The following is a 24,247-nucleotide window of genomic DNA, read 5'->3' as shown; positions in this document are numbered from 1 at the left end:
GGACGATACCATGAGTACAAAAAGCAAAAAATTTCCCCCGATCAGCGCCAAACTCCCGGCATTTATGCACGGCGCCGACTACAATCCCGACCAATGGCTGCATGACCCGCAGGTGCTGGCCGAAGACATCCGGATGATGAAGCTGGCCCATTGCAACGTGATGGGCGTGGGGATTTTCTCCTGGGTTGCGCTGGAGCCGGAGGAGGGCTTGTACCGCTTCGAATGGCTGGACCGCGTGCTGGACACCTTTGCGGAAAACGGCATCTACGCCTGGCTGGCCACCCCCAGCGGCGCGCGCCCGGCCTGGATGTCGGAGAAATATCCGGAGGTGCTGCGCGTAGGTGCAAGCCGCCAGCGCAATCTCCACGGCATGCGGCATAATCACTGTTTCACGTCGCCAGTGTACCGCGAGAAGGTGGCGCAAATGAACACCCGCTTGGCGGAGCGCTATTCTAGCCACCCTTCGATCCTCGGCTGGCACGTATCCAACGAATACGGCGGAGAATGCCATTGCGATTATTGCCAGGAAGCGTTCCGCGGCTGGCTGAAGCGCAAATACGGATCGCTGGACGCGCTGAACCGCGCTTGGTGGACGGCGTTCTGGAGCCATACGTACACGTCCTGGTCGCAGGTGGAATCTCCGGCGCCGCACGGCGAGACGATGGTGCACGGGCAAAACCTCGACTGGCGCCGCTTCGTCTCCGATCAGACGATCGATTTCTACAAGCATGAAATCGCCCCGCTCAAGGCGGTAAATCCCGATCTGCCGTGCACGGTCAACATGATGGACCTGTTTTACGGGCTGGATTACCGCGAATTCGCCAAGGCCGTGGACGTCATTTCCTGGGACGCTTATCCGACCTGGCACGAAGCGGATTCGGACGCGGGCGTGGCGTCCTGGTTCGCCTTTAACCATGACCTGTTCCGCTCGCTGAAGAAAAAGCCGTTTATGCTGATGGAAAGTACGCCCTCCTTGACGAACTGGCAGCCGGTCAGCAAGCTGAAGCGCCCGGGCATGCACCGGCTGTCCTCGCTGCAGGCGGTGGCTCACGGCTCCGATACGGTGCAATACTTCCAATGGCGGAAAAGCCGCGGCTCCAGCGAAAAGTTCCACGGTGCGGTCGTCGACCACGTCGGGCATGAGCGTACCCGCGTGTTCGAGGACGTGGCCTCGCTCGGGAAGACTTTGGCCGGACTAACGGAGGTGCTCGGTACAACGGTTCCGGCGGAGACGGCGATCCTGTTCGACTGGGACAACCGCTGGGCGGTCAACGACGCGCAGGGGCCGCGGAACAAAGGAATTCACTATGAAGAGACCGTCATGCAGCAGTACCGCGCTTTGTGGGAATTGGGCGTGCCGGCCGACATCATCGGTTCCTTCGACGATTTTTCCGGGTATAAGCTGCTGGTCGTTCCGATGGCGTATCTGCTCCGCGAAGAAACCGGGAAAAAGATGGAGCGGTTCGTCGAAAACGGCGGCACGCTGTTCGTCACCTATTGGTCGGGCATCGTCGACGAAAACGATCTCTGCCATCTGAACGGCTTTCCCGGACCTTTGCGGAAGACGCTGGGCGTGTGGGCGGAGGAAATCGACGGGCTGCACGATCATGACCGGAACGGTCTGGTGATGGAGAGCGGGAATGAGCTTGGCCTTAGCGGCACGTTTGAAATTCATGAGCTGTGCGAGCATATCCATGCCGAAGGCTCCCGGGTGCTAGGCGTCTACGGCGATGACTTCTATGCCGGCAAACCGGCGTTAACCGTAAATCGCTTCGGTGCAGGCAAAGCGTATTATTTGGCGGCCCGCGTCAGCGATCCTGCGTTTTACGAAGCGCTGTACGGCAAGCTCGCCCAAGACGCCGGCGTGCGCCGCGCGCTTGAAACCGCGCTTCCGGCGGGGGTGACCGCGCAGCTGCGCACGGACGGGGAGCACGATTACGTGTTCGTGCAGAACTTCTCCGGCCAAGCGGCCCGCGTCGAGCTTGACGGGCGCGGCTACACGGATGCCGAAAGCGGCGAAGCGGTATCCGCCGGCACGCTGCTGGAGTTGCCCGTACACGGCATCGCGATTTTGAAGCGCACGGCGCAGGCGTAGGGAAAGGGAGGGGCTCCGGCAACAGGACTTCCGAAATGGAATTGTAGCTGGAAAGTTTCTACTCGCAACTGGGGAGTCAGCCTCCTCGCGTCTTATGGTAAGAATAAGGGAGAAAAATGTCGCTATTTTCAGCGGAAACCGGGGGATGAGCAAATAGCGGAATAAAAAGTACTTATTTTCCTCCAGACGGACAAAAACAGTTAGAAATAAGTGGGCTCCACATTAATAGGGCCCAAAAATGTCGCTATTGCGGTGAAATGGGGCGAAATGATGGGAATAACGCCATAAAATTCCGCTATGCGCCAGGCTCGCCCGATTGCAACTAGCGCAGTAACCGCATTACAGCAACCGCAGTACAAAGCCGCTGACTCGTTCAGCGGCTTTTTCCTTGCCGAAAAAAGAAGTAAAATGAAAAACAACGTTTTACTCAACACCGCGAAAGGATGAATGCACGGATGTCCTCATTGATCTTTGATCCCGCCAGCTATACGGTAACATGCGGTTCGGATTCCATCGGCCTGCTGGCAAAGGAGTTCGCGCTTCTGCAATTTTTGTACGATCACCGCAACCAGGCGTTTACGCGAGAGCAACTGCTCGACCGGGTATGGCTGCTGGAATATCCGGTGGAGCGGACGGTGGACGACCATATTTACCGCCTGCGGAGGAAGCTCCGCCACTGGCCGCATATCGCCATTAATACGGTGCGGGGATACGGATACAGCCTTACGCTTCGGGACAGAAGAGCGGTCGGCAATCCTTCGGTGCAAGATCCGGAAGTACAAGAGGCGATGAGGGAGCTGTTCAAAAAATACCACCTGCTGGGGCAGGGCAAATCGCTGCTTGCCTTGGCCGATCGGCAGGACGTGCTGGGGTTTGAAGTGGATGAATATTATACGCTATACGTTCATTTCATTCAAGGCGATATTCCCTGGTTTATGGAAGAGAACGGAATCCCCCTCCAGGAAAAATTGTATTGGATGCTGATCATGTATCGGGGAATGGCGCTGCGGCGGGAGGAAGTTCTTTCATTTCTGCAATTATGCGAGAGGGTGCTGGAGCTGCGTATTCTTCCGGACCGGCAGCATCGGGAACTGGCGATTTTAAACATCATGGATGTATATGCCGATGCCGGACAACCTGGGGAGGCGATAAGCAGATTCGAAAAAACGCGGCAAACGGTCGAATCTGACGGACTGTCCGGCTTTGTTATCCCTGTTGCGATTATGGAAATGTACGTTCAGGTCGTAGCCGGCCAGAGCTCCGAAGCGGAACGCGCCTCCGGCCGGATCGAGCGGCTTTTGCAAGACTCGCCGTATCTCCGGGAGATCGGACGTTACCATATTGTCAAAGGTCTGCATCTGCTTACCCAAGGGCAGCGGCAGGCCGGGGCCGATTTGATCGACGAAGGGCTGGAAGTGCTGCAAGCGTCCATGCATGTGCCGATACTGCTGGGATCGGTCTGCCAAATCGTTTTGTTCCTGCAGGAACGTCTGCCGGATGACCCCCGGCTTGGACAAAAATACCGTGCCGTTTACGATGCTTTGGATAAGGAGTATGGCTTGTCCCGCTATCGGGCCGATTTAAAAAAGGTTGTTCAAAAAGCCATCTTTCCATGACGAAGCGGTTTATGAAGCGGATCGGGCGTGAATCTTGAATTCAGCCGGGCCAAGCGGATGCTTCCGAAGAATGTTTCCTGCGGAAACATTTGACTCACGTAGGTTCACCAAGCCTATGTTTCCGAAGCCGTTTTCTACGAAAACGTGTAGCTCCGCTACTTTCGTCCCTAGCTTCATCCGACCTAAAGCGTTTTGAAAAAACGCACTTCGAAAGCATAAGCTTAGCGTTTTGAAAAAACGCACTTCGAAAGCATAAGCTTAGCGTTTTGAAAAAACGCACTTCGGAAGCATAAGCTTAGCGTTTTGAAAAAACGCACTTCGGAAGCAAAAGCTTCGGTCCTGTAAACCTGACTTTTTGAACTCGCACTAAAAAAACAATCGAATCGGCTCTCCCTCCAAGGTGACACGGATTCCGTCTGATTTTCCTCTGACAATGCTCCGTTACGATGTGGCTGTAAGCTGAACGTGAAACGGAGGAATGTCCGGTGCAAAATCAAAATAACGAATCCTGTCCATCTCTGCGGTCGAACCGCAGCTTCCGGCACATGTTTGCTGCCTATGCCCTGGCCACTTTTGGCGATTGGTTTGACGCCCTGGCGATCCAGGTGATCGTCGCTTACCGCTGGGGAGCCGACCCGCTTTTGCTGGCGCTGATTCCGGTCACCATGGCGCTGCCGGGGGTCCTGCTGGGCTCTTTTGCCGGAGCGCTGGCCGATCGGCTGCACAAAGCGAAGCTCATGCTTCTGTGCGATCTCGTGACCGCGATGCTGACCGCGGCCATACTGGCTGCGCCGAACTTGTACTGGCTGCTGCCGCTGCTTGCCTTTCGTTCGGCCGCGGGCGTATTTCACGTGCCGGCCCAGCAGGCGCTGACGCGTCAGGTTGTGCCGCCCGGCCAACTGCTCCAGGCAACCGCGCTGAACGGGCTGGTCGGGCAAGGCTCCAAGGTGGCCGGGCCGCTGCTGGGAGCCGCGGCGCTGGCGGCGTTTGGCCCCAAGGCGTGCATCGCGATTAATATTGGCGCGAGGCTCCTGTCCGCGGCGCTGCTTTATCCTCTTGGCCGGCTGCCGAATGGCGCCGCGGATGGCAGACACGTTCCCGGCGGCCCGCGCCCGCATATGCTGAGCGGACTCCTTGGCGAATGGCGGGAAGGCTGGCTGCTGCTCGCGCAAGCGAAACTGCTTAGAAATACGATGCTGTTTGGACTCATAGCGCTGATCGTTTTGATGATGGTCGATTATCAGTTTGCCGCGCTGTTGCGCGGGATTGCGCCCGACAACGAATCGCTGATCGGCTGGCTTGTATCGGCGATCGGGGCCGGAGCCGTATTGGTCCTTCTGCTGCTTAACCGGTTCCGCCGGATTTCCTCCGGCTGGGGACTCGGCGGCGGCTGCGCCCTGATCGGCGCGGGGATTGCCCTGCTGGGCCTTTGTCCTCCCGGAACGGGGGCGGCATGGCTGCTCGGATTCGGCCTGCTGATCGGCATCGGCAACGGCGCGTATATGGTGACGCAAAATTACGTCCTGCAGAAGGAAACGCCCGAGCAAGCGGTCGGCCGCGTATTCGGCATCCAAAATACGATCTCCAGCGCGATCATGCTGACCGCTCCGCTGGCCGGGGGCGTCTTGATCCGGCTGGTTTCGGCCGGCACCGCGTTTCTGCTGATCGGCCTGCTGCTTGCCGCGATCGGGACGGCGGGCGTGCTGTTTCACACGGTCTTATGGCCCGCTTCGCCGCCGGAGAGGGATGAAGCCGGCCTGCCGCCTGCGGCCGAGCGTTCTTATCCTGGCGGGGCGTGACCGCTCCGGCTTTATTAGATGCCAGAATTTATAAAATTTCCGGCGGGGTAGAGGAGGATGCGCAGGTAGAGAGGGGAGGAGAAGCGGAATCTGAAGGCTAAGGGACACCAGAGCCGCTATTTTCGGAAAAACGGAGGTTTGCAAAATGTAACGGACACAGATGACCTTATTTACCTCAAATCGGCCTGGATGAACTGGTTTTGAGCTAAATAGAGTCAAGTGTGTCCGTTAGCCTGGGAAATACTCGGGAAATGGACGGATAAGGTCGCTGGTGTCCCTTAGAGCAGCCCCCTCCCCTCCCAAAGTTTAGAAAAAGCCAAAGTCCTCGGTGCTTCCGATCATGAGGGTTCTCGTAATCGAACCGAAGAGGGAATGCGCGGGCAAAGGGCCTCGCCAGCGGCGATGCTTTTTTTGTAATATCCATCATATTGTTGATTATTCAGGCCGGGAATCCGGGTTCGGCTATAGTATAATGGGGGGACCCGGATAGAAGAGGTGAAGTTTATTGTCAGGCGCAGAACTTAGCATGATGGATTATTTTACGGAACAAAGTATAGAGCTCTTCCTGGAGCGCTTCCGCTCCCTGGGGCCGCTGCCCGGCATCCTGCTAACCTTCCTGAAATCGTTCGTTCCGCCGCTGCCGACGATCGTGATCGTGGGGGCCAATGCCGCGATTTACGGGATGTGGCTGGGCTTTTTATACTCCTGGATCGGACTCGTGAGCGGGAGTTTGCTGACCTTTCTGCTGATCCGAAAAGCGGCCGAGACTCCCGTCATGCGCCGCTGGGCGGCCAAACCCAAGGTGCGGAAAGCGATGATATGGGCGCGCAGGAACGGATTCAGCTTCGTATTTCTGCTCAGCATGCTGCCGGTAGGCCCGTTTGTCGTGATTAACATGGCTGCGGGGCTAACGCGGATGCCGGCCGTTTCCTTTGGCGTGGCGGTAGCTTTGGGCAAAGCCGTCATGGTCTTCTGGGTGTCCTATATCGGCACGCATCTGTCCGACTTTGCCGCGCAGCCGGCCAAGCTCCTTGGCGTCGCGGCGTTCATTGCGGCTTCCTTGTGGTTGAACCGGAAGCTGCAGAGCCACTTCACGGCGGCTGCGGCCGAGCCCGCCGAGTAAGCATGGGGCGTTCCAAAAGTGAAATTACTTTTGGGACGCCTTTTTGTTGCTTCGGCTGAGAAAATATTTCTTTTTTATGAAAGCGTTGACAATCACCAGGGAAAGCATTATTGTTGTAAAATAAATAAAATATTTGCATTAAAACAAATATTTTATTGTACTTACCAGACTCAATTTATAAAGGAGGCCAAACATGACTCAACATTCGTTCCGTAATCCGCTTTTGGCAAACGGTGCCGATCCCTGGATCATCCGGCATAGCGACGGGAGTTATTACATGTCGGTGACGCTGGGAGACCGCATCGCGCTGTGGCGCAGCGAGACCCTAACCGGACTGGCCGATGCTCAGCCGAAGACGGTTTGGGTTCCCGCCGCGTCTGGGCCGTATTCCCGCAATTTATGGGCGCCGGAGCTCCACTGCATCGAAAACCGCTGGTACATCTACTACACGGCGAATGATGGCGGCGGGGATGATACCCGGAGAGTGTGCGTGCTCGAGCTTTCGGGGGATGATCCGCTGAACGACGAGTGGCGTTTTAAAGGAGCCGTCAATACGGAGTTTCCGGGGCTGGACGGGACGGTACTGCCGCATCGGGGAGAGTTGTATTTCTTCTACTCGGGTTACGGATATTTTCCTGATTACGGATCGGCCGTTTATGCCGCCCGCATGGCCAATCCCTGGACTTTGACGGGGCCGAATGTGCTGATTACGGCGCCTACTGAAGCCTGGGAGAAGCAGGGAGGGATGGCGATTAATGAAGGCCCGGTGTTTTTGCGGCGGGGCGGCTGGATTTTCCTTGTGTTTTCGGCGAGCGCCACCTGGTCGGACGATTACTGTTTGGGAATGACGAGGATTTCGGAGTCCGAGGATCTTTTGGACGCGAAAGCCTGGATCAAACACGAAGGCCCGGTCTTCGCCCAAAATCCGGAGTCGGGGGTCTATGCTCCGGGACATAACAGCTTCACCCTATCTCCGGACGGCTCCGAGGATTGGATCGCTTACCACGCCTACTCCTATTCCGAGGCGGAGCAACCTCGCTCGGCGGGAACTCCCCGCAGCACGCGCCTGCAAAAATTCGGCTGGAAAGAAGACGGCATGCCGGACTTCGGCGTTCCGCTAGGAACCAACGCCTCTATACCTCGCCCATCGGGAGAATAAATAAACATCTTCGAAACAAATATTTTGCAATCCAAAAACTCCACAAAAATCAGGTTTACGGAAAATGAAAGCGTTAACATTCTACAAATACCGGATTTTAATCTGCGCCAACATACAAAAATTTTGCATTAAAACATAATATTAAGGTTAATAGATTAATTAAGCGGAGGGTTATATGAAAAAATCAAAACGTATGCTCAATCTGTTGTTGGTCTTATTACTTGCGGCATTAATGGTAACGGCGTGCAGCGGCGGCGCGAACCAGGCTTCCCCAAACACTACCTCCAATCCGGAGAATTCTTCCGAAAAACCACCAGGCAAGGTTCACACATTTACGGACATCAGCCAGGAGATCCGCGGCAATACGGCGCCAACCCAGGAACAGCTCGATGAGGTTAACCTCACTTTGAACGATACCTACCTGGGCGATATTTTTGACGAACAAATCCCTAATGACTATTCCGCCTACCCCTTTAAAGAAGGCGTCACCCTGGACGTCTGGATGCCCGCGAACACCAACATCCCCGATATGAACAACCATGCCGTTCAGAAGCAAGTCGAAAAATTGACGGGTATTAAAGTAAACTTTATCACTCCGCCGAAAGGGCAGGAGGCCGACGCGTTTACGCTGATGATTTCCTCCGGCGAATTGCCCGACATTATCATCGGGCCCGGCCGCTACCCGGGAGGCTTCGAGGCGGGGGTCAACGACGGAGCGTACATGGATCTGACCGATTTGATGGAGACAAACGCCCCGAACTATTCCGCCTGGCGCAACTCGGATGAGACGCGAAGAAAAACGACGATCACGGACAGCGGCAGACTGCTCGGCTTCTACGGCCTTGCGCCTTATTCGGAATGGATGTGGTTCGGCATGCTGGTCAAGCAGGAAGCGCTGGACAAAACAGGCATGGAAGTGCCCAAGACCATGGATGAGTGGCACGCTTTTTTAACCAAAGCCAAGGAAGCCGGCTACAGCGAACCGCTGAATTACGGGTCCAACTATGGCCAGATTTTTACGGGCGCGATGAACGGCGCGTTTGGCGTGTGGGATTGGACGTTCCTGGACGGAAACGGCAAAGTGGCCTGGGGCCCGGCGCAGCCCAAAGCCAAGGAGTATTTGGCCACGATGCAGCAGTGGAATAAGGAAGGGTTGCTGAACCGGGACTGGGCAACCGCCGACTTTAATCAAAGAATGGCCGGCGCGATTTCCGGCAAAACCGCGGTCATTATGGATTCGCCCGACACGATGTGGAGTTACTGGAAGGAGCAAAACGGCATCGATTTTGTCGGCGCGCTGAATCCTGTGCTGAACGCAGGAGATAAATCCGCCACCACGTATAAAAACTTCAAGAGAACCGGGACCGAAGCGGCGATTACCACCCAGTGCGATAATGTCGAGGCGGCGATGGCGTGGCTGGATTTTGCCTACACGAAAAAAGGCTGGGAAATCTACAATTACGGCGAATACGGCACGGTCCATATGATCGATGAAAACGGCAAACCTTATTACCCCGAAAACAGCCACATGTACAACGATCCCGATGGCCAGCCCGTCGCTGTTGCGCTCGATAAATACCGCAGACACTCGTGGCCGGACATTCGCGACGAACACAACTCCAATCCGCTGATCGTGGCCAAAGGAAGCTATTCCGGGGAAATCCGGAAGTACTGGACCGAAAACATGGATACAAGCGCGGCAATACCGCCGGTTTCCTTCACGCAGGAAGAAGCGTCGCGGGAGGCGGAGCTCGGGAACCAGCTGTCGACGCTGAGAGGGGAATATTTTGCAAAAATCATCAAGGGCGAGCTGCCCGTTGACGCTTATGACAAGTTTTTGGAAGAAGCCAAAAAGATGGGCCTGGACGAATTCCTGAGCATTCATCAAACGGCATTGGAACGCTATAACAATAGATAAAGCAGGTGATACGTTCAATGGAGATCGTCCGGAAAAAGCAGATCATCAAAAAGGATTTGAAAAAGAACTGGTTTGTTTATTTGCTGGCCATTCCCGTGGTCGCCTGGTTTCTCGTTTTCTGTTACGGCCCGATGTGGGGCGTGCTGATTGCCTTTAAGGACTACAAGCCGCTGCTGGGGTTTGCCGAGAGCGATTGGGTGGGCTTCAAGCATTTTGTTGATTTTTTCCAGGGGCCGTATTTTTGGCGGGTGATCAAAAACACGCTGCTCCTCAATGTTTGGGGCATCGTATTCGGCTTTACCGCCCCGATCATCCTGGCGCTGATGCTGAATGAAATCCGCGACGGCAAATTTAAAAAGTCCGTGCAAACGATCACTTATATGCCGCATTTTATTTCTTTGGTCGTCGTTTGCGGGATCATCCATATTTTTACGGCCGATGAAGGTGTCGTCACCCAGCTCATTCAATGGATTACGGGCCAGGAGTACACCTCGCTGCTCGGGTATTCCTCGTTCTTTAGGCCGATTTATACGTTTTCCGGCATCTGGCAGAACATCGGCTGGGACAGCATCATTTATTTGGCCGCGATGAGTTCGATCGATCCCGCGTTATATGAAGCGGCCGACATTGACGGCGTGGGGCGAATCAAAAAGATGTGGTACATCACGCTGCCGCAAATCACGCCGATCATCGTCATTTTGTTCATTTTCGCGATTGGCGGGCTGATGGCGTCCGGGCACGAGAAAATTATTTTGCTTTACAACCCTCTGACCTATGATACGGCCGACGTCATCGCCTCCTATGTGTACCGGCGCGGGTTAAGGGAAGCGAGCCTGAGCTTTTCCACCGCGGTCGGGTTGTTTAGCGCCGTGGTCAACTTTGCGCTCCTGTGGGCGACGAACCGGATCGCCAGACGCACTTCGGAGGTGAGCTTATGGTAGAAAGAAGAATGGCCAGCCCCAAGCAAACCGGATTCCGGAAAAAAAGCTGGCGGCCCAAAACCGCCTCGGACCGTGTTTTCGACGCGTTGAATTATACGTTATTAACGGCGATTACGGTGGCCTGTTTCTACCCGCTGCTCCATATTTTCCTCGCTTCGGTCAGCGATCCCGTGGCGCTCATGGCGCACAGCGGCGTCCTGCTGAAACCGCTCGGGTTCACGCTGGACGGTTACAAGCTGGTGTTTAAAGACAACAGCCTGCTGGTGGGATACAAAAACACGATTATATATGTTAGCTTAGGCACGCTGATTAATATGGTCATGACCATTATGGGCGCTTACGTATTGTCACGGCGGGATTTGTATTTCAAAAATCTCATCATGATCCTGATTACGATTACGATGTTTTTCGGCGGCGGGCTGATTCCCTGGTTTTTGCTGATGAAAGACATCCATTTGTACAACAACCTGTGGGCGATGATCCTGCCGACCGCCATCAGCACCTGGAATATCATCATTTTAAGAACCAGCTTTCAGGCGCTTCCGGTTGAGCTCGAGGAAGCCGCGACGATCGACGGCGCGAGCCAGGCCAGCGTGCTCATCCGGGTGATTTTGCCGCTGTCCAAAGCGACGTTGGCGGTCATCTTCCTGTATTATTTGGTGGGCAACTGGAACTCCTGGTTTAATGCGATGGTGCTGCTGAAAGACCGGGACCTGTTCCCGCTGCAGCTATTAATGAAGGAAATTTTGGTCGCCAATGACTCTACAGCCACCACAATCGGCAGCGCGGGCGGCGTCGTCATCAACAGCGCCGAAAGCTCCACCGCGTTCCGCGAGCTGGTGAAATATTGCGCGATCGTCGTTTCGACGGTGCCGATTTTGCTGGTGTATCCTTTCCTGCAAAAATATTTTGTCAAAGGCGTCTATGTCGGTTCGATTAAAGGCTGAAAGGAAGGAAGCGAAGCATGGACCATTTTTATAACGTGATCATGCAGGATGGGGCCGATCCGTGGGTCTACAAGCATACGGACGGATTTTACTATTTTACCAAAACAACCGGCGGCAACGTTACGATTTGGAAATCGCATAGTTTAACCGCGCTTGACGCGGCGCCCCGCAGAGTGATCGCCACAGGCGGCCATAATATTTGGGCTCCCGAGCTCCATTACATTAACGGGGCCTGGTATATTTATTACGCGATGGATGACGGAGATAACGCCAATCACCGGATGTATGTCATGGAAAATACCTCAGACGATCCGATGGAGGGGGGATGGGAGCAAAAAGGCCAGATCACCGATTCCACGGACCGCTGGGCGATCGACGGCACCGTATTGCAAGCGGGAGGACAGCTGTATTTTATCTGGTCCGGCTGGGAGGAATATGTCAACGTGCGGCAAAATCTGTACATCGCCCGCATGAGCAATCCTTGGACCATCGGCTCGGAGCGCGTGGAAATCTCAAGGCCAACCTATAGCTGGGAAACCAATCATTCCCCTCATGTCAATGAAGGTCCCCAGGTCGCCATCCGAAACGGGGTCGTTAATCTTGTTTACTCGGCGAGCGGGAGCTGGACCAACGATTACTGTCTTGGGCTAATCACGGCCGATATGTCCGGCGATCTGCTGAACCCCGCTTCATGGAGCAAACGGGATCGGCCTATCTTTGTATCCGGGAACGGGCTGTACGGTCCTGGGCACCATTCTTTCACGACTTCTCCGGACGGCACGGAGGATTGGATCGTTTACCATGTGGCCAAATACGACGGTGCCGGCTGGAATCGCGAAATCCGCACGCAGCCGTTCACTTGGAACATAAGCAATACCCCGCGTCTCGGAGTGCCCGCCGATCCGAACCTGCCGATTCGGCTGCCTTCGGGCGAAGCCGCGCGCACCCGCTATGAGGCGGAGTCGGGAACGCTTGGCGGCGGCGTGGCCGCTTTGCCAAGCTCCGCGGGCTCGGGAGGAAGCAAGGCGCGGTTTGAGGCGCCGGGCAGTTACGCGGAGTATACGGTGAACGCGGCGGAGGGCGAGTACGTTTTGTTGGCCAGAACCGCAAACGGGAACGAAGGCGGAGAAGCGGCTTATTTCGGGCTAAGCGTAAATTCGGGGGCTCCCGTCAGCTTGTATGTCACCCGTAAAGGCTGGGAAAATTGGGGGCTGTCCACCGCAAAAATCAAGCTGCGGGACGGCGAAAACAAAATCCGGTTTACAAAGGATACGGGGGAGGTTGAGCTCGATTTTTTTGATATACGGCCGGTGAAATGAACTTCCTGATCGTGAAATGAATAACGTTGCTTTACTGCAGGTTTTTATAGTAAAGTCAATAAAGATAGAACATTTTTTGGGAATACGGTGACGGAGGTTCATATGCTGGAAGTCGGTATACATGAACCAGATAAACTGGTTCAGGTCGCTCACGCTCTCTCGACGCGCTCTCGGGTTGACATGCTTCGCCTGCTCAACACGCGAAGCATGAATATTATTGAACTTGCCGAGGCCCTTCAGCTTCCGGTGTCCACGGTGGCGAACAACGTGAAGGTGCTGGAAGCCGCCAGGCTGATCAATACGGAACTGCTCCCGGCGGTACGCGGAGCGATGAAGGTATGCAGCCGGAATTATGACGATATTCTGATCTCGCTAAACTCAAGTATCCGGACCTCGAAAGACGGGATGAAATATTACGAGGTCGAGATGCCGATCGGCCATTACAGCGATTGCGAGGTGCATCCGACCTGCGGCATGGCGTCAAGCGAAGGCATGCTGGTGAGAGAAGACGAGCCGGCGAGCTTCTATCATCCCAAGCATGTGGCGGCGCAAATTTTATGGTTCCGCAAAGGCTACGTGGAATACCAGTTTCCGCTGGAGATTCCGCAAAACGCGCGAATCCAGTCGCTCGAGCTGTCTATGGAAATGTGTTCCGAAGCGCCGAATTACGACAATGATTGGCCTTCGGATATTTCCGTGTGGATCAACGGCGTGGAGATCGGCATGTGGACGAGTCCGGGGGATTTCGGCGACCGGCGCGGGGCGCTGAACCCGGCATGGTGGGAAGATTGGTCGACGCAATACGGACTTTTGAAAACATGGCGGGTTGACCACGAGCGGACCACTTTGGATATGCAGAAAGTGTCCGACGTTACGCTGGGGCGTTTGGGGCTTGACCAGCGTCCGAGCATACGGGTGCGTATCGGCGTGAAGCCGGACGCCGTCCATAAAGGCGGGGTCAATCTGTTCGGCAAGCAGTTCGGAGATTATGAACAGGATATGATCATGCAGGTTGCGTATACACTCGATGATTCAGCGGAATAAACGATCGGAAACGAAAAACCATCTTCCTTTTGCGGGGGATGGTTTTTGCTAAATGGTTGATACGCCGGAGGAGGGCTTTGAATGTTGGAAGTCGGTATTGAAGAACCGGAGAAGCTGGTTCAGGTGGCTCATGCCCTTTCAACGCGTTCGCGGGTGGATATTTTGCGCCTGCTCAACGCGCGGAGCATGAATGTGAACGAAATCGCCGAGGTTTTGCAGCTTCCGGCTTCTACTGTGGCGAACAACGTCAAGATCCTGGAAGCGGCCAGGCTGATCAACACGGAGCTGCTGCCCGCCGTGCGCGGAGCGATGAAGGTATGCAGCCGGAACTTTGACGATATTCTCATCTCGCTAAACAATACGATTCGTTCGACGAAGGATGGAATACGGGTTTACGAGGTTGAAATGCCCATCGGGCATTTCAGCGATTGCGAAGTCCATCCGACCTGCGGGATGGCGAATCAGGAAGGGATGCTGATGCGTGAAGACGAGCCGGCCAGCTTTTACAATCCCAAGCGTATAGGGGCGCAGATTATTTGGTTCCGCAAAGGATTTTTGGAGTATTTGCTGCCTTTGGAAATCCCTAAAAATGCGAGAATCCACAGTATTGAGCTATCGATGGAACTGTGTTCCGAAGCCCCGAATTACGATAATGATTGGCCGTCGGATATTTCGGTGTGGGTTAACGGCGCCGAAATCGGCACTTGGACCAGCCCCGGCGATTTCGGCGACCGGCGGGGGCTGCTGAACCCGCCCTGGTGGCTGGACTGGATGACCCAATACGGTCTGCTGAAAACGTGGCGCATCGACCATGAGCGGACGACGCTGGATATGCAGAAAGTGTCGGATGTCACGCTTTCCGATCTGCGGCTCCAGCAACGCCCGGGCCTGCGGGTGCGTATCGGCGTCAAGCCGGATGCCGTACGCAAAGGCGGCGTTAATCTGTTCGGCCGCCAGTTCGGCGACCATGAACAGGATCTGCTCATGCGCGTAATGTATACATTGGATGAGAATGAGTGAAAAAAACGAGCAGCCGTTAATTCCGGTTTCCCGGAGTGGGCGGCTTTTTCTTTTCTTTTAGGTGAAGCTAGCTGTCGGTACGTCATTCGGTATTGTCATTGGATTATATCCAATAGAATTGGAAAATGAGTGGTAATTTTAGCGGCCAGATTGGATATTCTCCAATAGATGACGCTCGGTGGGGCGCATAATGCGCGATTTGCGAGAAATCTATTGGATAATTTCCAATGAGAGTTCAAAATGACGTGCGTATTCCGTCAATCTATTGGATTTTTTCCAATCGGAGCCGCCCGTCAGAAATAGCGGTACAAACGGACCTTATTTTCGCCCAAAAAGAGAGAGGAGAGGAAATAGGGGATTTTTTTACGGTGAAATCGTAAAAATAGCGCCCCAAATTACCTCTATTTCAGGCAGAGGCGGTAGCAGAGGGCTTCCCCGATCCCATTCCCGCCTCGGCTTGTCCTTTTATTATAACCAGCCGCCGCAGCTTGCACTGTTAATTACAATAATATTGTAACAAACAAAAATATTACAAAAATCCAGTATGAAACCGTTGACAAAACACCCTATCATCATTATATTTAGGTACAAAGGTTCGGAATTTATGTAATAAAACATAAATTCTGTTCCATATTTCACCAAAGTGTAAAGGGGAGGCCAACATGAAAAAAAGCTTTGCAATGCTGCTCGTTTTGTTGCTGTCAATCTCTCTCTCGTTAAGCGCGTGCGGCGGCGGCGGAAACAATGCTGCGGCGCCATCCGGTAACGAGGGGACAAACGGGCAAGGTAGTGAAAGCGCTTCAAATGGTGGCGGCGAGAAGATCCAATTATCGTTCTGGACGCTGTTCTCGGGCGGAGACGGCGACAATATGCAGGCGATGATCGATGCCTTCAACAAGGAACATCCCGACATTCAAGTGAAAAATACGAAGCTGGAATGGGGAGAGTATTACACCAAGCTGATTACCGCGGTTGGCAACGGCAACGGTCCGGATGTCGGCATCTCCCACATTTCCCGGCTGCCCGATCTGATCGACCAGGGGGTCGTCACCGAGCTTGACGATGTGGCCGCCGAAGCCGGCGTGGACTGGTCCTCCTTCAACCAAAACATCCTTGACGCTTCCGTGGTGGACGGCGCGCACTATGCGGTGCCGATCGATACGCACCCGTTCATTATGTACTACAACAAGAAGCTGCTGAAAGACGCCGGGCTGCTTGGCGAAGACGGCAAACCGGTCATGGAGCAATCGGCCGACGGTTTCGTCGCTTTCCTGAACACGCTGAAAGAAAAACTGCCGGCGAAAGCGACTCCGTTTGCCTTGTCGAACACGAATGACGACCCGTTCCGTTTGTGGTGGGCGCTGTATTCCCAGCTCGGGGGCAATGACGTCGTATCCGACGACTTGACCACCGCCCAGGCGGATACGGACAAAGCGGTTCAGGCGGCCCAATATGTCCAGGATCTTTTCCATAAATATAAAGTTATTAAACTGAACGATCCGGATTTCTACAAAAACTTCCAAAGCGGTACGGCCGCCATTATGATGACCGGGGTTTGGGCCACAGGCACCTGGGAGTCCACGGAAGGGCTGGATTTTGGCGCGATGCCGATCCCGAAAATCTTCGATCAGGAAGCGACCTGGGGCGATTCCCATACCGTGATCCTTCCCGTAACCAAAGATGAAGACCCAGCCAAGCGAAAAGCGGCGATCACGTTCGCCAACTGGCTGGCCGACAACGGCCAGGTTTGGGCGAAAGCCGGCCATATCCCGTCCAAACCGTCCGTGTTTGAGAAACAGGAGTTTAAGGAGCTTCCTTACCGGAGCGATTACGTATCCGTGGCTTCGACCGTGAAGTTCAGCAAACCGTCCACGAAAAACTGGCAAATCCGCGATTTGGCCATGTTCAAATATTTGAATGAAGTATGGGCCAACAAAATGACCCCGGCGGACGGCATCGCCAAAATGACCGAGGAAGTCCAAAAGGTATTAAACGAATAGCGGTTAGATCATGACTCCGGCCGGCTTTGAGGCAAACTCGCAAGATCAAGGGCCGGCCGGCCTATGGGGAGGCTTGAAACGATGAAGATGAACAAACTGAGAGCGGACGTGCAGGCACTCCTGTTCCTGCTCCCCTTCTTGGTCGTTTATTTCCTGTTTACGATCTGGCCGATGATCAAGGGCGTGGAAATGAGTTTCTATAAATGGACGCTGATCAAAAAAATGAAGTATCTCGGCTTGGGCAATTATGAGCGGATGTTTCAGGATCACGAATTTTGGGCGGCGATTGGGCACTCGGCGGTATTCGTCATCATTACGACGCCGTTGATGCTTGCCCTGGCCATCGTGCTGGCGCTGATCGCCAACCGGAACTCCAGGCTGCAGCGGTTTTACCGCAGCGTGTTTTTTATCCCCAGCATTTTGTCCGTGGCGGTCGCTGCCTACCTGGGATTGTTTCTGTTCCAGCCTTATACGGGACTGGTGAACTCCTTGCTTCACCTGCTTAAGCTGCTTCCGGAAGGCGCGGAAATTTTCTGGCTGTCGGAGACGGGCCTCGCCTGGATCGCTGTTTCGCTGCTTACGCTCTGGTGGACGGTCGGCTTTAACTTCATTTTATATTTGTCGGCGATGCAGGATATCCCGGATGAGGTTTATGAAGCGGCGCGCCTGGACGGGGCGACCGATTCCCAGGTTTTTTGGAAAATCACCCTTCCGCTGCTGAGCCCAATCACCAAAACGATCACCATGCTGCAAATTATCGCTTCATTTAAAGTATTTATGCAAATTTACGTTATGACCGGCGGCGGCCCTTTGGACCAAACCCGCCCCGTTATCCAGTACATTTGGCAGACGGGCTTCCGCAAAAACGACCTCGGTTACGCCTCGGCCATGTCCTACATGCTGTTTGTCATTTTGCTGGTGCTGTCCGGGCTGCAGTATTGGGTGAACAACCGGAAGGAGGCGAAATAGTATGAAGTGGTTTTACCGGATTTTTTCCCTGTTCATGGCGCTGCTGTTCGCTTTTCCGTTAATTTGGATGCTGGTCGTTTCGGTCAAAAAAGAAGGCATGAAAATCATCTCCGTCGTCGACTGGTTTACGCCGCCTTATTCGCTGGCGGTTTACAACGAAGTCATTACCGGCACCAAACTGTTGGCCTGGTCTTGGAACAGCTTTTTTATCGCCGTCTGCGTCACCGTGTTTACGCTGATCATCGCCGCGATGTCCGGATTCGCCATGTCCAAAATTCCGTTCCGGTACCGGACGTTTATGTTTTTCTTCATTTTGGCGGGGCTGCTGATTCCCGGCGAAGCGATTTTGATTCCGCTGTATCAGGTCGCCAAGGACATGGAGATTCTCAACACTTATATGGGGCTGATTTTTCCCGTTTTGGCTTCGCCGTTTGCGATCATCGTGCTGAAAAGCTTTTTCGACGGCATTCCGAACGACCTGCTGGAAAGCGTGCAGATGGACGGCGGCGGCATCTGGCGGATTTTCATCAACATCATGCTTCCGCTTACCCGTCCCGCGCTGGTGTCGATCGCGATTCTGACGTTTATCGGCTCCTGGAACAACTTCCTGTGGCCGTTCCTGTCCGTCACCGACGACAACCTGTTTACTTTGCCGATGGGGATCCCGACGTTAATGAATCAATATACCGAAGATTACGTCAAACCGATGGTCATCAACACGGTGGCGTCCCTGCCGATCATGGTGCTGTTCCTGATTTTCGAACGGCAGATCATCAAAGGCGTCAGCCTCTCGGGGATTAAAGGGTAACCAGTTCAACTTACGATAGATATAGAAGGAGCAGAGACTATGACAAACCAGCTTACGCGCAGTGAATATCCGCGGCCCCAATTCGTCCGCGAGAAGTGGGCGAGCCTGAATGGAGAATGGGAATTCGAATTTGACGATGACGGGATAGGAGAACGGGAAGCCTGGTATGAGCAGGATAAGGGGCGGTTTAGCCGAAAAATCACGGTTCCTTTCTGTTTTCAAAGCCGGCTTAGCGGTATCGGAGACACATCGGTTCATGACCAGGTTTGGTATCGCAAACGATTCACCGTTCCGGATGAATACAACGCGGGCAGAGTGCTGCTGCATTTCGGCGCTGTCGATTACGAGGCTAAAGTATGGGTCAACGGAAAGCTGGTGGCGGTCCATGAAGGCGGACATACGCCGTTTCATGCCGACATCACGGATGTTCTTGCCAAGGGCGGCAATACCATCGTTGTGAAGGCGACCGACTACAGCCGCGACGTCTCCTTGCCGCGCGGCAAGCAGTATTGGGAGGATCAGTCAGCGGGGATCTTCTACACGCGCACGACCGGGATTTGGCAAAGCGTATGGCTTGAGCCGGTGCCCGAAACGTATGTGGAGCGCATCCGGATGATTCCGGACATCGATAAAAACGATCTCGATCTGGAGGTGTTCCTGTCGGGCTGCCGGCCTGGCGCACAGGTCAGCGTTAAAGCCGTTATATCCTTCAAGGGCGAGTTCGTGTCCGAAGACTGCTTCGCCTTGAGCCATGCTTCGGCCCGCCGCTCCATCCATCTCGAGGACTTTAACGACCACGGCCTGGGGCGGTGGTGGACGCCGGAAAATCCGCACCTTTACAATCTGGAGCTGACGCTGCTCGTGGACGGGAAAGCGGTGGATTTGGTAAAAAGTTATTTCGGCATGCGCAAAGTCTCCATTGAAGACGGCAAGCTGCTGCTCAACAATCGGCCTTATTATATGAAAATGGTGCTGGATCAAGGGTATTTTCCGGAAGGGCTGCTGACCGCCCCCAGCGACGACGACTTGCGCAGGGATGTGGAACTCACCAAAGCGATGGGCTTTAATGGAGCCCGAAAGCATCAAAAAATCGAAGATCCCCGGTATTTGTATTGGGCCGACCGGCTGGGCCTCCTGGTATGGGGGGAGATGGCCAATGCTTTCCGCTTCTCCGAAACTTACGCGGGCCGCATGACCCGGGAGTGGATTCAGGCCGTGGAGCGGGATTTCAATCATCCATGCGTCGTGGTTTGGGTGCCGCTGAACGAAAGCTGGGGCGTCACCAACATTTTGGTGGACCGGCAGCAGCAGCAGCACGCTTTGTCTCTGTATCATTTAACGAAATCACTGGACCGGACGCGTCCCGTCATCTCCAATGACGGATGGGAGCTGGTCGCCACCGACTTGCTCACCATTCACGATTATGAATGGCGGCGGGAGGTGCTCGCGGAGCGGTATGCCGCGCGGGCAACCGCTTTGGCCGCCAAGCCGGGCAACCGCTGGATTCTCGTGCCCGGGTTCCCGGACGAAGGCCAGCCGATCTTGCTGACGGAGTTTGGCGGTATTTCCTTCAAAGCCGGTGATTGGGACGGATGGGGTTATTCCGGAGCCGAAAATGAGCAGGATTTTGCGGCGCGTTTGCAGAATGTAATTGAACCCGTTTTGCAATCGCCGGTGGTCCAAGGATTTTGTTACACCCAGTTCACGGATGTGGAACAGGAAATCAACGGCCTGTTGACCTATGACCGTAAGCCGAAAATTCCGCTGGAAACCATCCGTTCGATTGTTGCGGGAACCTAATAGCCAGAGGAGAGCAACATGACTGATTCAATCCGAAAAGGCGCCGGCATGACCCGCAAAGGCGCCGCCCTGATCAACGAAGTCATCCGCACCGAGGTTCCTTACGGAACGCTCGCGCTGTGGTTTCTGGGGCAGGAGAGCGTAATTATTAAAGGAGACGGAATTACGATTTATGTGGACCCTTATGTCTCGGGCGACCTCGATTCCGGAGACTGGCGACGGGTTTTTCCCGCCCCGATCGAGCCGGGAGATATTCTGGGGGCGGATTTATGCCTGATCACGCATGAGCATGGTGATCATATGGATGTGGGTACGCTGCCCTATTTTCACCGGCAGAACCCGGCGGCGCCGATCGTGGCGCCGGCCTGCTGCAAGCCGGCTTTGCAGGAGATGGGGATTGCGGCCCCGCAAATTTGGGAGGCCGATGACCGGCGGCAGCTGGAGTTGTTCTCCAAGCTCCGCCTTACGGTCATTCCCGCCGCTCACGAACAGTTGGAACGGGATGAGGCAGGAAAACCCCGTTACGTCGGGTACGTGATCGAACTGAACGGCGTGACGCTGTACCATGCCGGGGACACGCTGGTGTACCCCGAACTGATCGAGCGGCTGCGGGAGGTCCGGCCGGACGTCGCCCTGCTGCCGATCAACGGCCGCGACTATTTCCGCGGGCAGCGCGGCATCGTCGGCAACATGGACTACCGGGAAGCCGCGGAGCTGGCGGCCGCCATCGGCGCCGACACCGTCATCCCGCTGCATTATGACCTGTTTGCCGTCAACGCGGAGAAGCCGGGCCACTTCGTGGACGATTTGTACGAGCGTTTTCCGGAGCAAAAATGCCATGTCATGGCCCGGGGAGAGCGGTTCGTGTACGTGTCGCCGCGGGCGTTTTTGCGGTGAACTTGTATCCGCGGCCCGCGCTGACTGTCAATCGCCCGCTTCGGAGTACAGGCGAAAGACTGCCTCGGCCTCGCGCCTCACCCGTTCGCGCAGCTCCGGCGGCTCCAGCACCTTGACCTCCGGGCCGCAGGCGAGCACGATTTCGCACGCCGATTCCAGCGTCTGAAATTCGATATCCGCTTTGACAAACCCCTGTTCGTCCGGTTTTTCCGCATGGAGCACTTTGGTATAACGCTCCCTGCGCAGCCGGTCCAGCCGGGGTTCTTTGACGTTCACCCGCGCCGGATAACGGGGCAACCGGGATTTGAAGTCGGCGGTGGACTGTTCCCAATATTCCGCCAAATCAAAACCGGCCGGCCGCTCGAAGGTTTCAGCGAGGAGCTGCGCGTCTTCCAGCCGGGAGATACGGTACGTCCGCATCCCGCCGCCGTCCTCCTGCGCCGCCGCCAGGTACCAGACGCTGCGTTTGGCGATAAGGCCCAAAGGGAGCAGCGTGCGCTCTACGGCCTCATCGTCTTTCCGGTAGCGGATCCGCAGCTTCCTTTGCGCCCATACGGCTTCCTGCACGGCGGACAGCCAGGGAAAGGCTTCGCCCGAAGCGTGCCAGCCGGCGCCGTCGATATGGATGCGCTGGCGGATCAGTTCGGCGTCCTGCCGGATCCGGGCGGGGGAAGCGGCCAACAGCTTTTGGTAAGCCGTTTGGAAATGCCCCTGGATTCCCAAGTCGCCGAGCAGCTCGTTATGGCTGCTGGTCAGCAGCAGCGAAACGATTTCTTCCGGGCGCATCCCGGTCAGGTTCGTCCGGTAGCTTTCCGCCAGCGCCCAGCCGCCCTGAGCGCCTCTTTCCGCGTAGACCGGAATGCCGGCCGCACTTAACGCTTCCAGATCCCGCCCGATCGTCCGCTCCGATACCTCAAGCTCTTTCGCCAAGTGGCGGGAGCTCATTTTTCCCCGATTTTGCAGCAGCAGCAAAATGGCCAGCAATCGATCCGCTCTCAAGCGATCCTCTCCTTGCAACGTTTTTATTTATTTTATCATGTATATAAGACAACGGATGTCGTATATGCCCTGTTACACTGCTATAGAATAAACAAAAAATAGCCAGGGAGGATGTTGAAACGATGGACTTGAAGGACATGCAAAGGGAAAAACCGTTGCAGGGGAAAGTGGCGGTCGTCGCCGGGGCTACCCGGGGAGCAGGAAGGGGGATCGCCGTCATGCTTGGCGCCGCCGGTGCGACCGTTTACTGCAGCGGACGCAGCGTTCGCGGACAGGCGTCGGATATCGGCCGCAGCGAGACGATCGATGAGACGGCCGAAATGGTTACGGCCCGCGGCGGGAAAGGCATTGCCGTACGCACGGACCATACCTCGGAGGAACAGGTGCAGGCTTTGTTTGCGCGGGTGCAGGAGGAGCAGGACGGCCGCCTCGATATCCTTGTCAATGACATATGGGGCGGAGAAAACCTGACCCACTGGAACACGCCGTTTTGGGAGCAACCGCTGGCCGACGGCCTGCTGATGCTGGAGCGGGTGGTCAAGACGCACATGATCACCAGCTACTATGGCGCTCCGCTGATGGTGAACCGGAAGGCGGGGCTGATCATCGAAGTCACCGACGGCTCCACCTACAACTATCGCGGCAACCTGTATTACAGCCTGGCGAAAATATCGCCGATCCACCTGGCCGCCGCCATGGCCGAGGAAATGCGGCCCTATAACGTGACGGCGTTGGCGGTTACCCCCGGCTTTCTGCGGTCCGAACAAATGCTGGATTATTTCGGCGTTGCCGAGAGCAACTGGCGTGACGCTATTCAGAAGGAGCCGCATTACGCGGAATCGGAAACGCCGTATTTTGTGGGCCAGGCCGTCGCCGCATTGGCCGCGGACCCGCAGGTTGCGGACAAAGCCGGTAAGGCGCTCACCAGTTGGGACTTGTCCGACGAGTACGGATTCGCCGACATCGACGGCCGCCAGCCGCATTGGGGCAATTACGCGCGGCGGCAGGGCCTGCCGGTCAATTGAGGCGGGGAGGGTGCCGAGCTAACGCAAATGCGCGAGCAGCAGCGATCCTTCCTGCTGCGGCTCGCGCTTTTCAGTTAATTCGCCGGCGCCAGGTTCCCGCGGCCTGATACATCGTTCTAATTGGATAATATCCAATAGAATTGGAAATTGCATGGAAGATACAGCGGTTTGATTGGATATTTCCAATAGATGAGGCTCGGCAGGGCGCAGAACGGGTGGTTTGGGCGAATTCTATTGGATTATTTCCAATGAGAGCTCCAAATTGCGGCCGATGTGAGTTAATCTATTGGAGTTTTTCCAATGAGAGGTAGAGCGACGGGCCTCATATTTACATGATCCAGTTGATTTCACCATCGGATTAAGGTCTGCTCCATTAAAATGTCCCACCGCCCCGGTTTTGTGCCATGTCGCGTTCAAACGCCACGATCCAATCGCCCTGAACGGCCGCGTATCCGGCATCGCCTTCGGCCACAAGGCCGTACAGGTTTTTCACATCAAGGTACTCCACGCGTTGGCCGTTATCGAATTCCAGCGTAATGTAATAATACGTCCGGGACGAGGAAGAGTGCATATGATTATCGCCGTGGTGGCTTGAGCTATGCCGAACGTCCATCCGTTTGGACACGATGCGGGCATACCGGGTTTCCCGGGGGGAGCGGGCGTTTTGGACGTACTTGACGCCATTGTTGATGAGCCCCACAATCACGATAACGAAGATAATGCCTATAAAAATCGGGACCAGCGTAAACATAAAATCAAAACCGCCGC

General features: G+C 55.2%; 19 protein-coding genes. 17 read left to right on the top strand and 2 right to left on the bottom strand.

The window, feature by feature from the left end; translation table 11 throughout:
• The first annotated feature begins 10 nt into the window (after positions 1-10).
• The 16 genes from EHV15_RS03135 to EHV15_RS03060 all read left to right on the top strand — a co-directional run bounded on the left by EHV15_RS03135 (position 11) and on the right by EHV15_RS03060 (position 21,455).
• Positions 11-2,095: a beta-galactosidase gene (locus EHV15_RS03135; protein WP_128629983.1), complete on the top strand. Its 2,085-nt coding sequence runs from the start codon at positions 11-13 to the stop codon at positions 2,093-2,095.
• 455 nt (positions 2,096-2,550) lie between these two features.
• On the top strand, positions 2,551-3,711 hold the full coding sequence (locus EHV15_RS03130; protein WP_128629982.1) for a winged helix-turn-helix domain-containing protein: 1,161 nt from the start codon (positions 2,551-2,553) through the stop codon (positions 3,709-3,711).
• Positions 3,712-4,196: 485 nt separating this feature from the next.
• Positions 4,197-5,510, top strand: coding sequence for an MFS transporter (locus EHV15_RS03125; RefSeq protein WP_281281593.1), 1,314 nt, complete (start codon positions 4,197-4,199; stop codon positions 5,508-5,510).
• A gap of 529 nt (positions 5,511-6,039) precedes the next feature.
• Positions 6,040-6,633, top strand: coding sequence for a TVP38/TMEM64 family protein (locus EHV15_RS03120; protein ID WP_128635146.1), 594 nt, complete (start codon positions 6,040-6,042; stop codon positions 6,631-6,633).
• A gap of 193 nt (positions 6,634-6,826) precedes the next feature.
• Positions 6,827-7,792, top strand: a complete 966-nt coding sequence (locus EHV15_RS03115) for a glycoside hydrolase family 43 protein (RefSeq protein WP_128629981.1) — start codon at positions 6,827-6,829, stop codon at positions 7,790-7,792.
• Between the two features lie 175 nt (positions 7,793-7,967).
• A complete protein-coding gene (locus EHV15_RS03110) occupies positions 7,968-9,710 on the top strand; it encodes an extracellular solute-binding protein (protein WP_178075749.1) in 1,743 nt (580 codons plus the stop codon).
• Positions 9,711-9,727: 17 nt separating this feature from the next.
• Entirely contained in the window at positions 9,728-10,651 is a 924-nt protein-coding gene (locus tag EHV15_RS03105; RefSeq protein WP_128629980.1) for an ABC transporter permease, read from the top strand.
• Positions 10,652-10,659: 8 nt separating this feature from the next.
• Complete coding sequence (locus EHV15_RS03100; protein ID WP_128635144.1) at positions 10,660-11,598, top strand: carbohydrate ABC transporter permease; 939 nt, start codon at positions 10,660-10,662, stop codon at positions 11,596-11,598.
• A 17-nt stretch (positions 11,599-11,615) separates the two neighbouring features.
• Positions 11,616-12,917 carry a family 43 glycosylhydrolase gene (locus EHV15_RS03095; protein ID WP_128629979.1) on the top strand — a complete coding sequence of 434 codons (1,302 nt, stop codon included), beginning with the start codon at positions 11,616-11,618 and terminating at the stop codon, positions 12,915-12,917.
• 102 nt (positions 12,918-13,019) lie between these two features.
• Entirely contained in the window at positions 13,020-13,961 is a 942-nt protein-coding gene (locus EHV15_RS03090) for an ArsR/SmtB family transcription factor (RefSeq protein ID WP_128629978.1), read from the top strand.
• Between the two features lie 81 nt (positions 13,962-14,042).
• Positions 14,043-14,981: an ArsR/SmtB family transcription factor gene (locus tag EHV15_RS03085; RefSeq protein ID WP_128629977.1), complete on the top strand. Its 939-nt coding sequence runs from the start codon at positions 14,043-14,045 to the stop codon at positions 14,979-14,981.
• A 662-nt stretch (positions 14,982-15,643) separates the two neighbouring features.
• Positions 15,644-16,981, top strand: a complete 1,338-nt coding sequence (locus EHV15_RS03080) for an ABC transporter substrate-binding protein (RefSeq protein ID WP_128629976.1) — start codon at positions 15,644-15,646, stop codon at positions 16,979-16,981.
• Between the two features lie 81 nt (positions 16,982-17,062).
• Positions 17,063-17,950, top strand: a complete 888-nt coding sequence (locus EHV15_RS03075; protein WP_128629975.1) for a carbohydrate ABC transporter permease — start codon at positions 17,063-17,065, stop codon at positions 17,948-17,950.
• Between the two features lies 1 nt (position 17,951).
• Positions 17,952-18,758: a carbohydrate ABC transporter permease gene (locus tag EHV15_RS03070; protein ID WP_128629974.1), complete on the top strand. Its 807-nt coding sequence runs from the start codon at positions 17,952-17,954 to the stop codon at positions 18,756-18,758.
• 39 nt (positions 18,759-18,797) lie between these two features.
• The gene (locus EHV15_RS03065; RefSeq protein ID WP_128629973.1) at positions 18,798-20,558 is read left to right on the top strand and encodes a glycoside hydrolase family 2 protein; all 1,761 of its coding nucleotides are present in this window, start codon (positions 18,798-18,800) and stop codon (positions 20,556-20,558) included.
• Between the two features lie 18 nt (positions 20,559-20,576).
• Positions 20,577-21,455 carry an MBL fold metallo-hydrolase gene (locus EHV15_RS03060; RefSeq protein WP_246061275.1) on the top strand — a complete coding sequence of 293 codons (879 nt, stop codon included), beginning with the start codon at positions 20,577-20,579 and terminating at the stop codon, positions 21,453-21,455.
• 27 nt (positions 21,456-21,482) lie between these two features.
• Here the strand turns inward: EHV15_RS03060 and EHV15_RS03055 are convergent, their stop codons facing one another.
• On the bottom strand, positions 21,483-22,454 hold the full coding sequence (locus EHV15_RS03055; RefSeq protein ID WP_128629972.1) for a helix-turn-helix transcriptional regulator: 972 nt from the start codon (positions 22,452-22,454) through the stop codon (positions 21,483-21,485).
• A 122-nt stretch (positions 22,455-22,576) separates the two neighbouring features.
• Here EHV15_RS03055 and EHV15_RS03050 point away from each other — a divergent pair, with 122 nt between their 5' ends.
• Positions 22,577-23,479, top strand: coding sequence for an SDR family oxidoreductase (locus EHV15_RS03050; RefSeq protein WP_246061273.1), 903 nt, complete (start codon positions 22,577-22,579; stop codon positions 23,477-23,479).
• A 373-nt stretch (positions 23,480-23,852) separates the two neighbouring features.
• Here the strand turns inward: EHV15_RS03050 and EHV15_RS03045 are convergent, their stop codons facing one another.
• Positions 23,853-24,230, bottom strand: coding sequence for a DUF2500 domain-containing protein (locus tag EHV15_RS03045; RefSeq protein ID WP_128635141.1), 378 nt, complete (start codon positions 24,228-24,230; stop codon positions 23,853-23,855).
• Between the last annotated feature and the right edge of the window lie 17 nt (positions 24,231-24,247).

Origin of the sequence: Paenibacillus oralis (genome assembly GCF_003863965.1) — a bacterium.
Classification (GTDB): domain Bacteria; phylum Bacillota; class Bacilli; order Paenibacillales; family Paenibacillaceae; genus Fontibacillus; species Fontibacillus oralis.
This window is presented reverse-complemented; position numbering and strand designations above follow the sequence as displayed.

Bases quoted from the DNA above. Each gene is read 5' to 3' on its own strand.
- EHV15_RS03050 (WP_246061273.1), top strand. From the start codon at position 22,577: ATGGACTTGAAGGACATGCAAAGGGAAAAACCGTTGCAGGGGAAAGTG.
- EHV15_RS03095 (WP_128629979.1), top strand. From the start codon at position 11,616: ATGGACCATTTTTATAACGTGATCATGCAGGATGGGGCCGATCCGTGG.
- EHV15_RS03080 (WP_128629976.1), top strand. From the start codon at position 15,644: ATGAAAAAAAGCTTTGCAATGCTGCTCGTTTTGTTGCTGTCAATCTCT.
- EHV15_RS03085 (WP_128629977.1), top strand. From the start codon at position 14,043: ATGTTGGAAGTCGGTATTGAAGAACCGGAGAAGCTGGTTCAGGTGGCT.
- EHV15_RS03110 (WP_178075749.1), top strand. From the start codon at position 7,968: ATGAAAAAATCAAAACGTATGCTCAATCTGTTGTTGGTCTTATTACTT.
- EHV15_RS03070 (WP_128629974.1), top strand. From the start codon at position 17,952: ATGAAGTGGTTTTACCGGATTTTTTCCCTGTTCATGGCGCTGCTGTTC.
- EHV15_RS03100 (WP_128635144.1), top strand. From the start codon at position 10,660: ATGGCCAGCCCCAAGCAAACCGGATTCCGGAAAAAAAGCTGGCGGCCC.
- EHV15_RS03115 (WP_128629981.1), top strand. From the start codon at position 6,827: ATGACTCAACATTCGTTCCGTAATCCGCTTTTGGCAAACGGTGCCGAT.
- EHV15_RS03090 (WP_128629978.1), top strand. From the start codon at position 13,020: ATGCTGGAAGTCGGTATACATGAACCAGATAAACTGGTTCAGGTCGCT.
- EHV15_RS03065 (WP_128629973.1), top strand. From the start codon at position 18,798: ATGACAAACCAGCTTACGCGCAGTGAATATCCGCGGCCCCAATTCGTC.
- EHV15_RS03105 (WP_128629980.1), top strand. From the start codon at position 9,728: ATGGAGATCGTCCGGAAAAAGCAGATCATCAAAAAGGATTTGAAAAAG.
- EHV15_RS03075 (WP_128629975.1), top strand. From the start codon at position 17,063: ATGAAGATGAACAAACTGAGAGCGGACGTGCAGGCACTCCTGTTCCTG.
- EHV15_RS03120 (WP_128635146.1), top strand. From the start codon at position 6,040: ATGGATTATTTTACGGAACAAAGTATAGAGCTCTTCCTGGAGCGCTTC.
- EHV15_RS03060 (WP_246061275.1), top strand. From the start codon at position 20,577: ATGACTGATTCAATCCGAAAAGGCGCCGGCATGACCCGCAAAGGCGCC.
- EHV15_RS03135 (WP_128629983.1), top strand. From the start codon at position 11: ATGAGTACAAAAAGCAAAAAATTTCCCCCGATCAGCGCCAAACTCCCG.
- EHV15_RS03045 (WP_128635141.1), bottom strand. From the start codon at position 24,230: ATGTTTACGCTGGTCCCGATTTTTATAGGCATTATCTTCGTTATCGTG.
- EHV15_RS03130 (WP_128629982.1), top strand. From the start codon at position 2,551: ATGTCCTCATTGATCTTTGATCCCGCCAGCTATACGGTAACATGCGGT.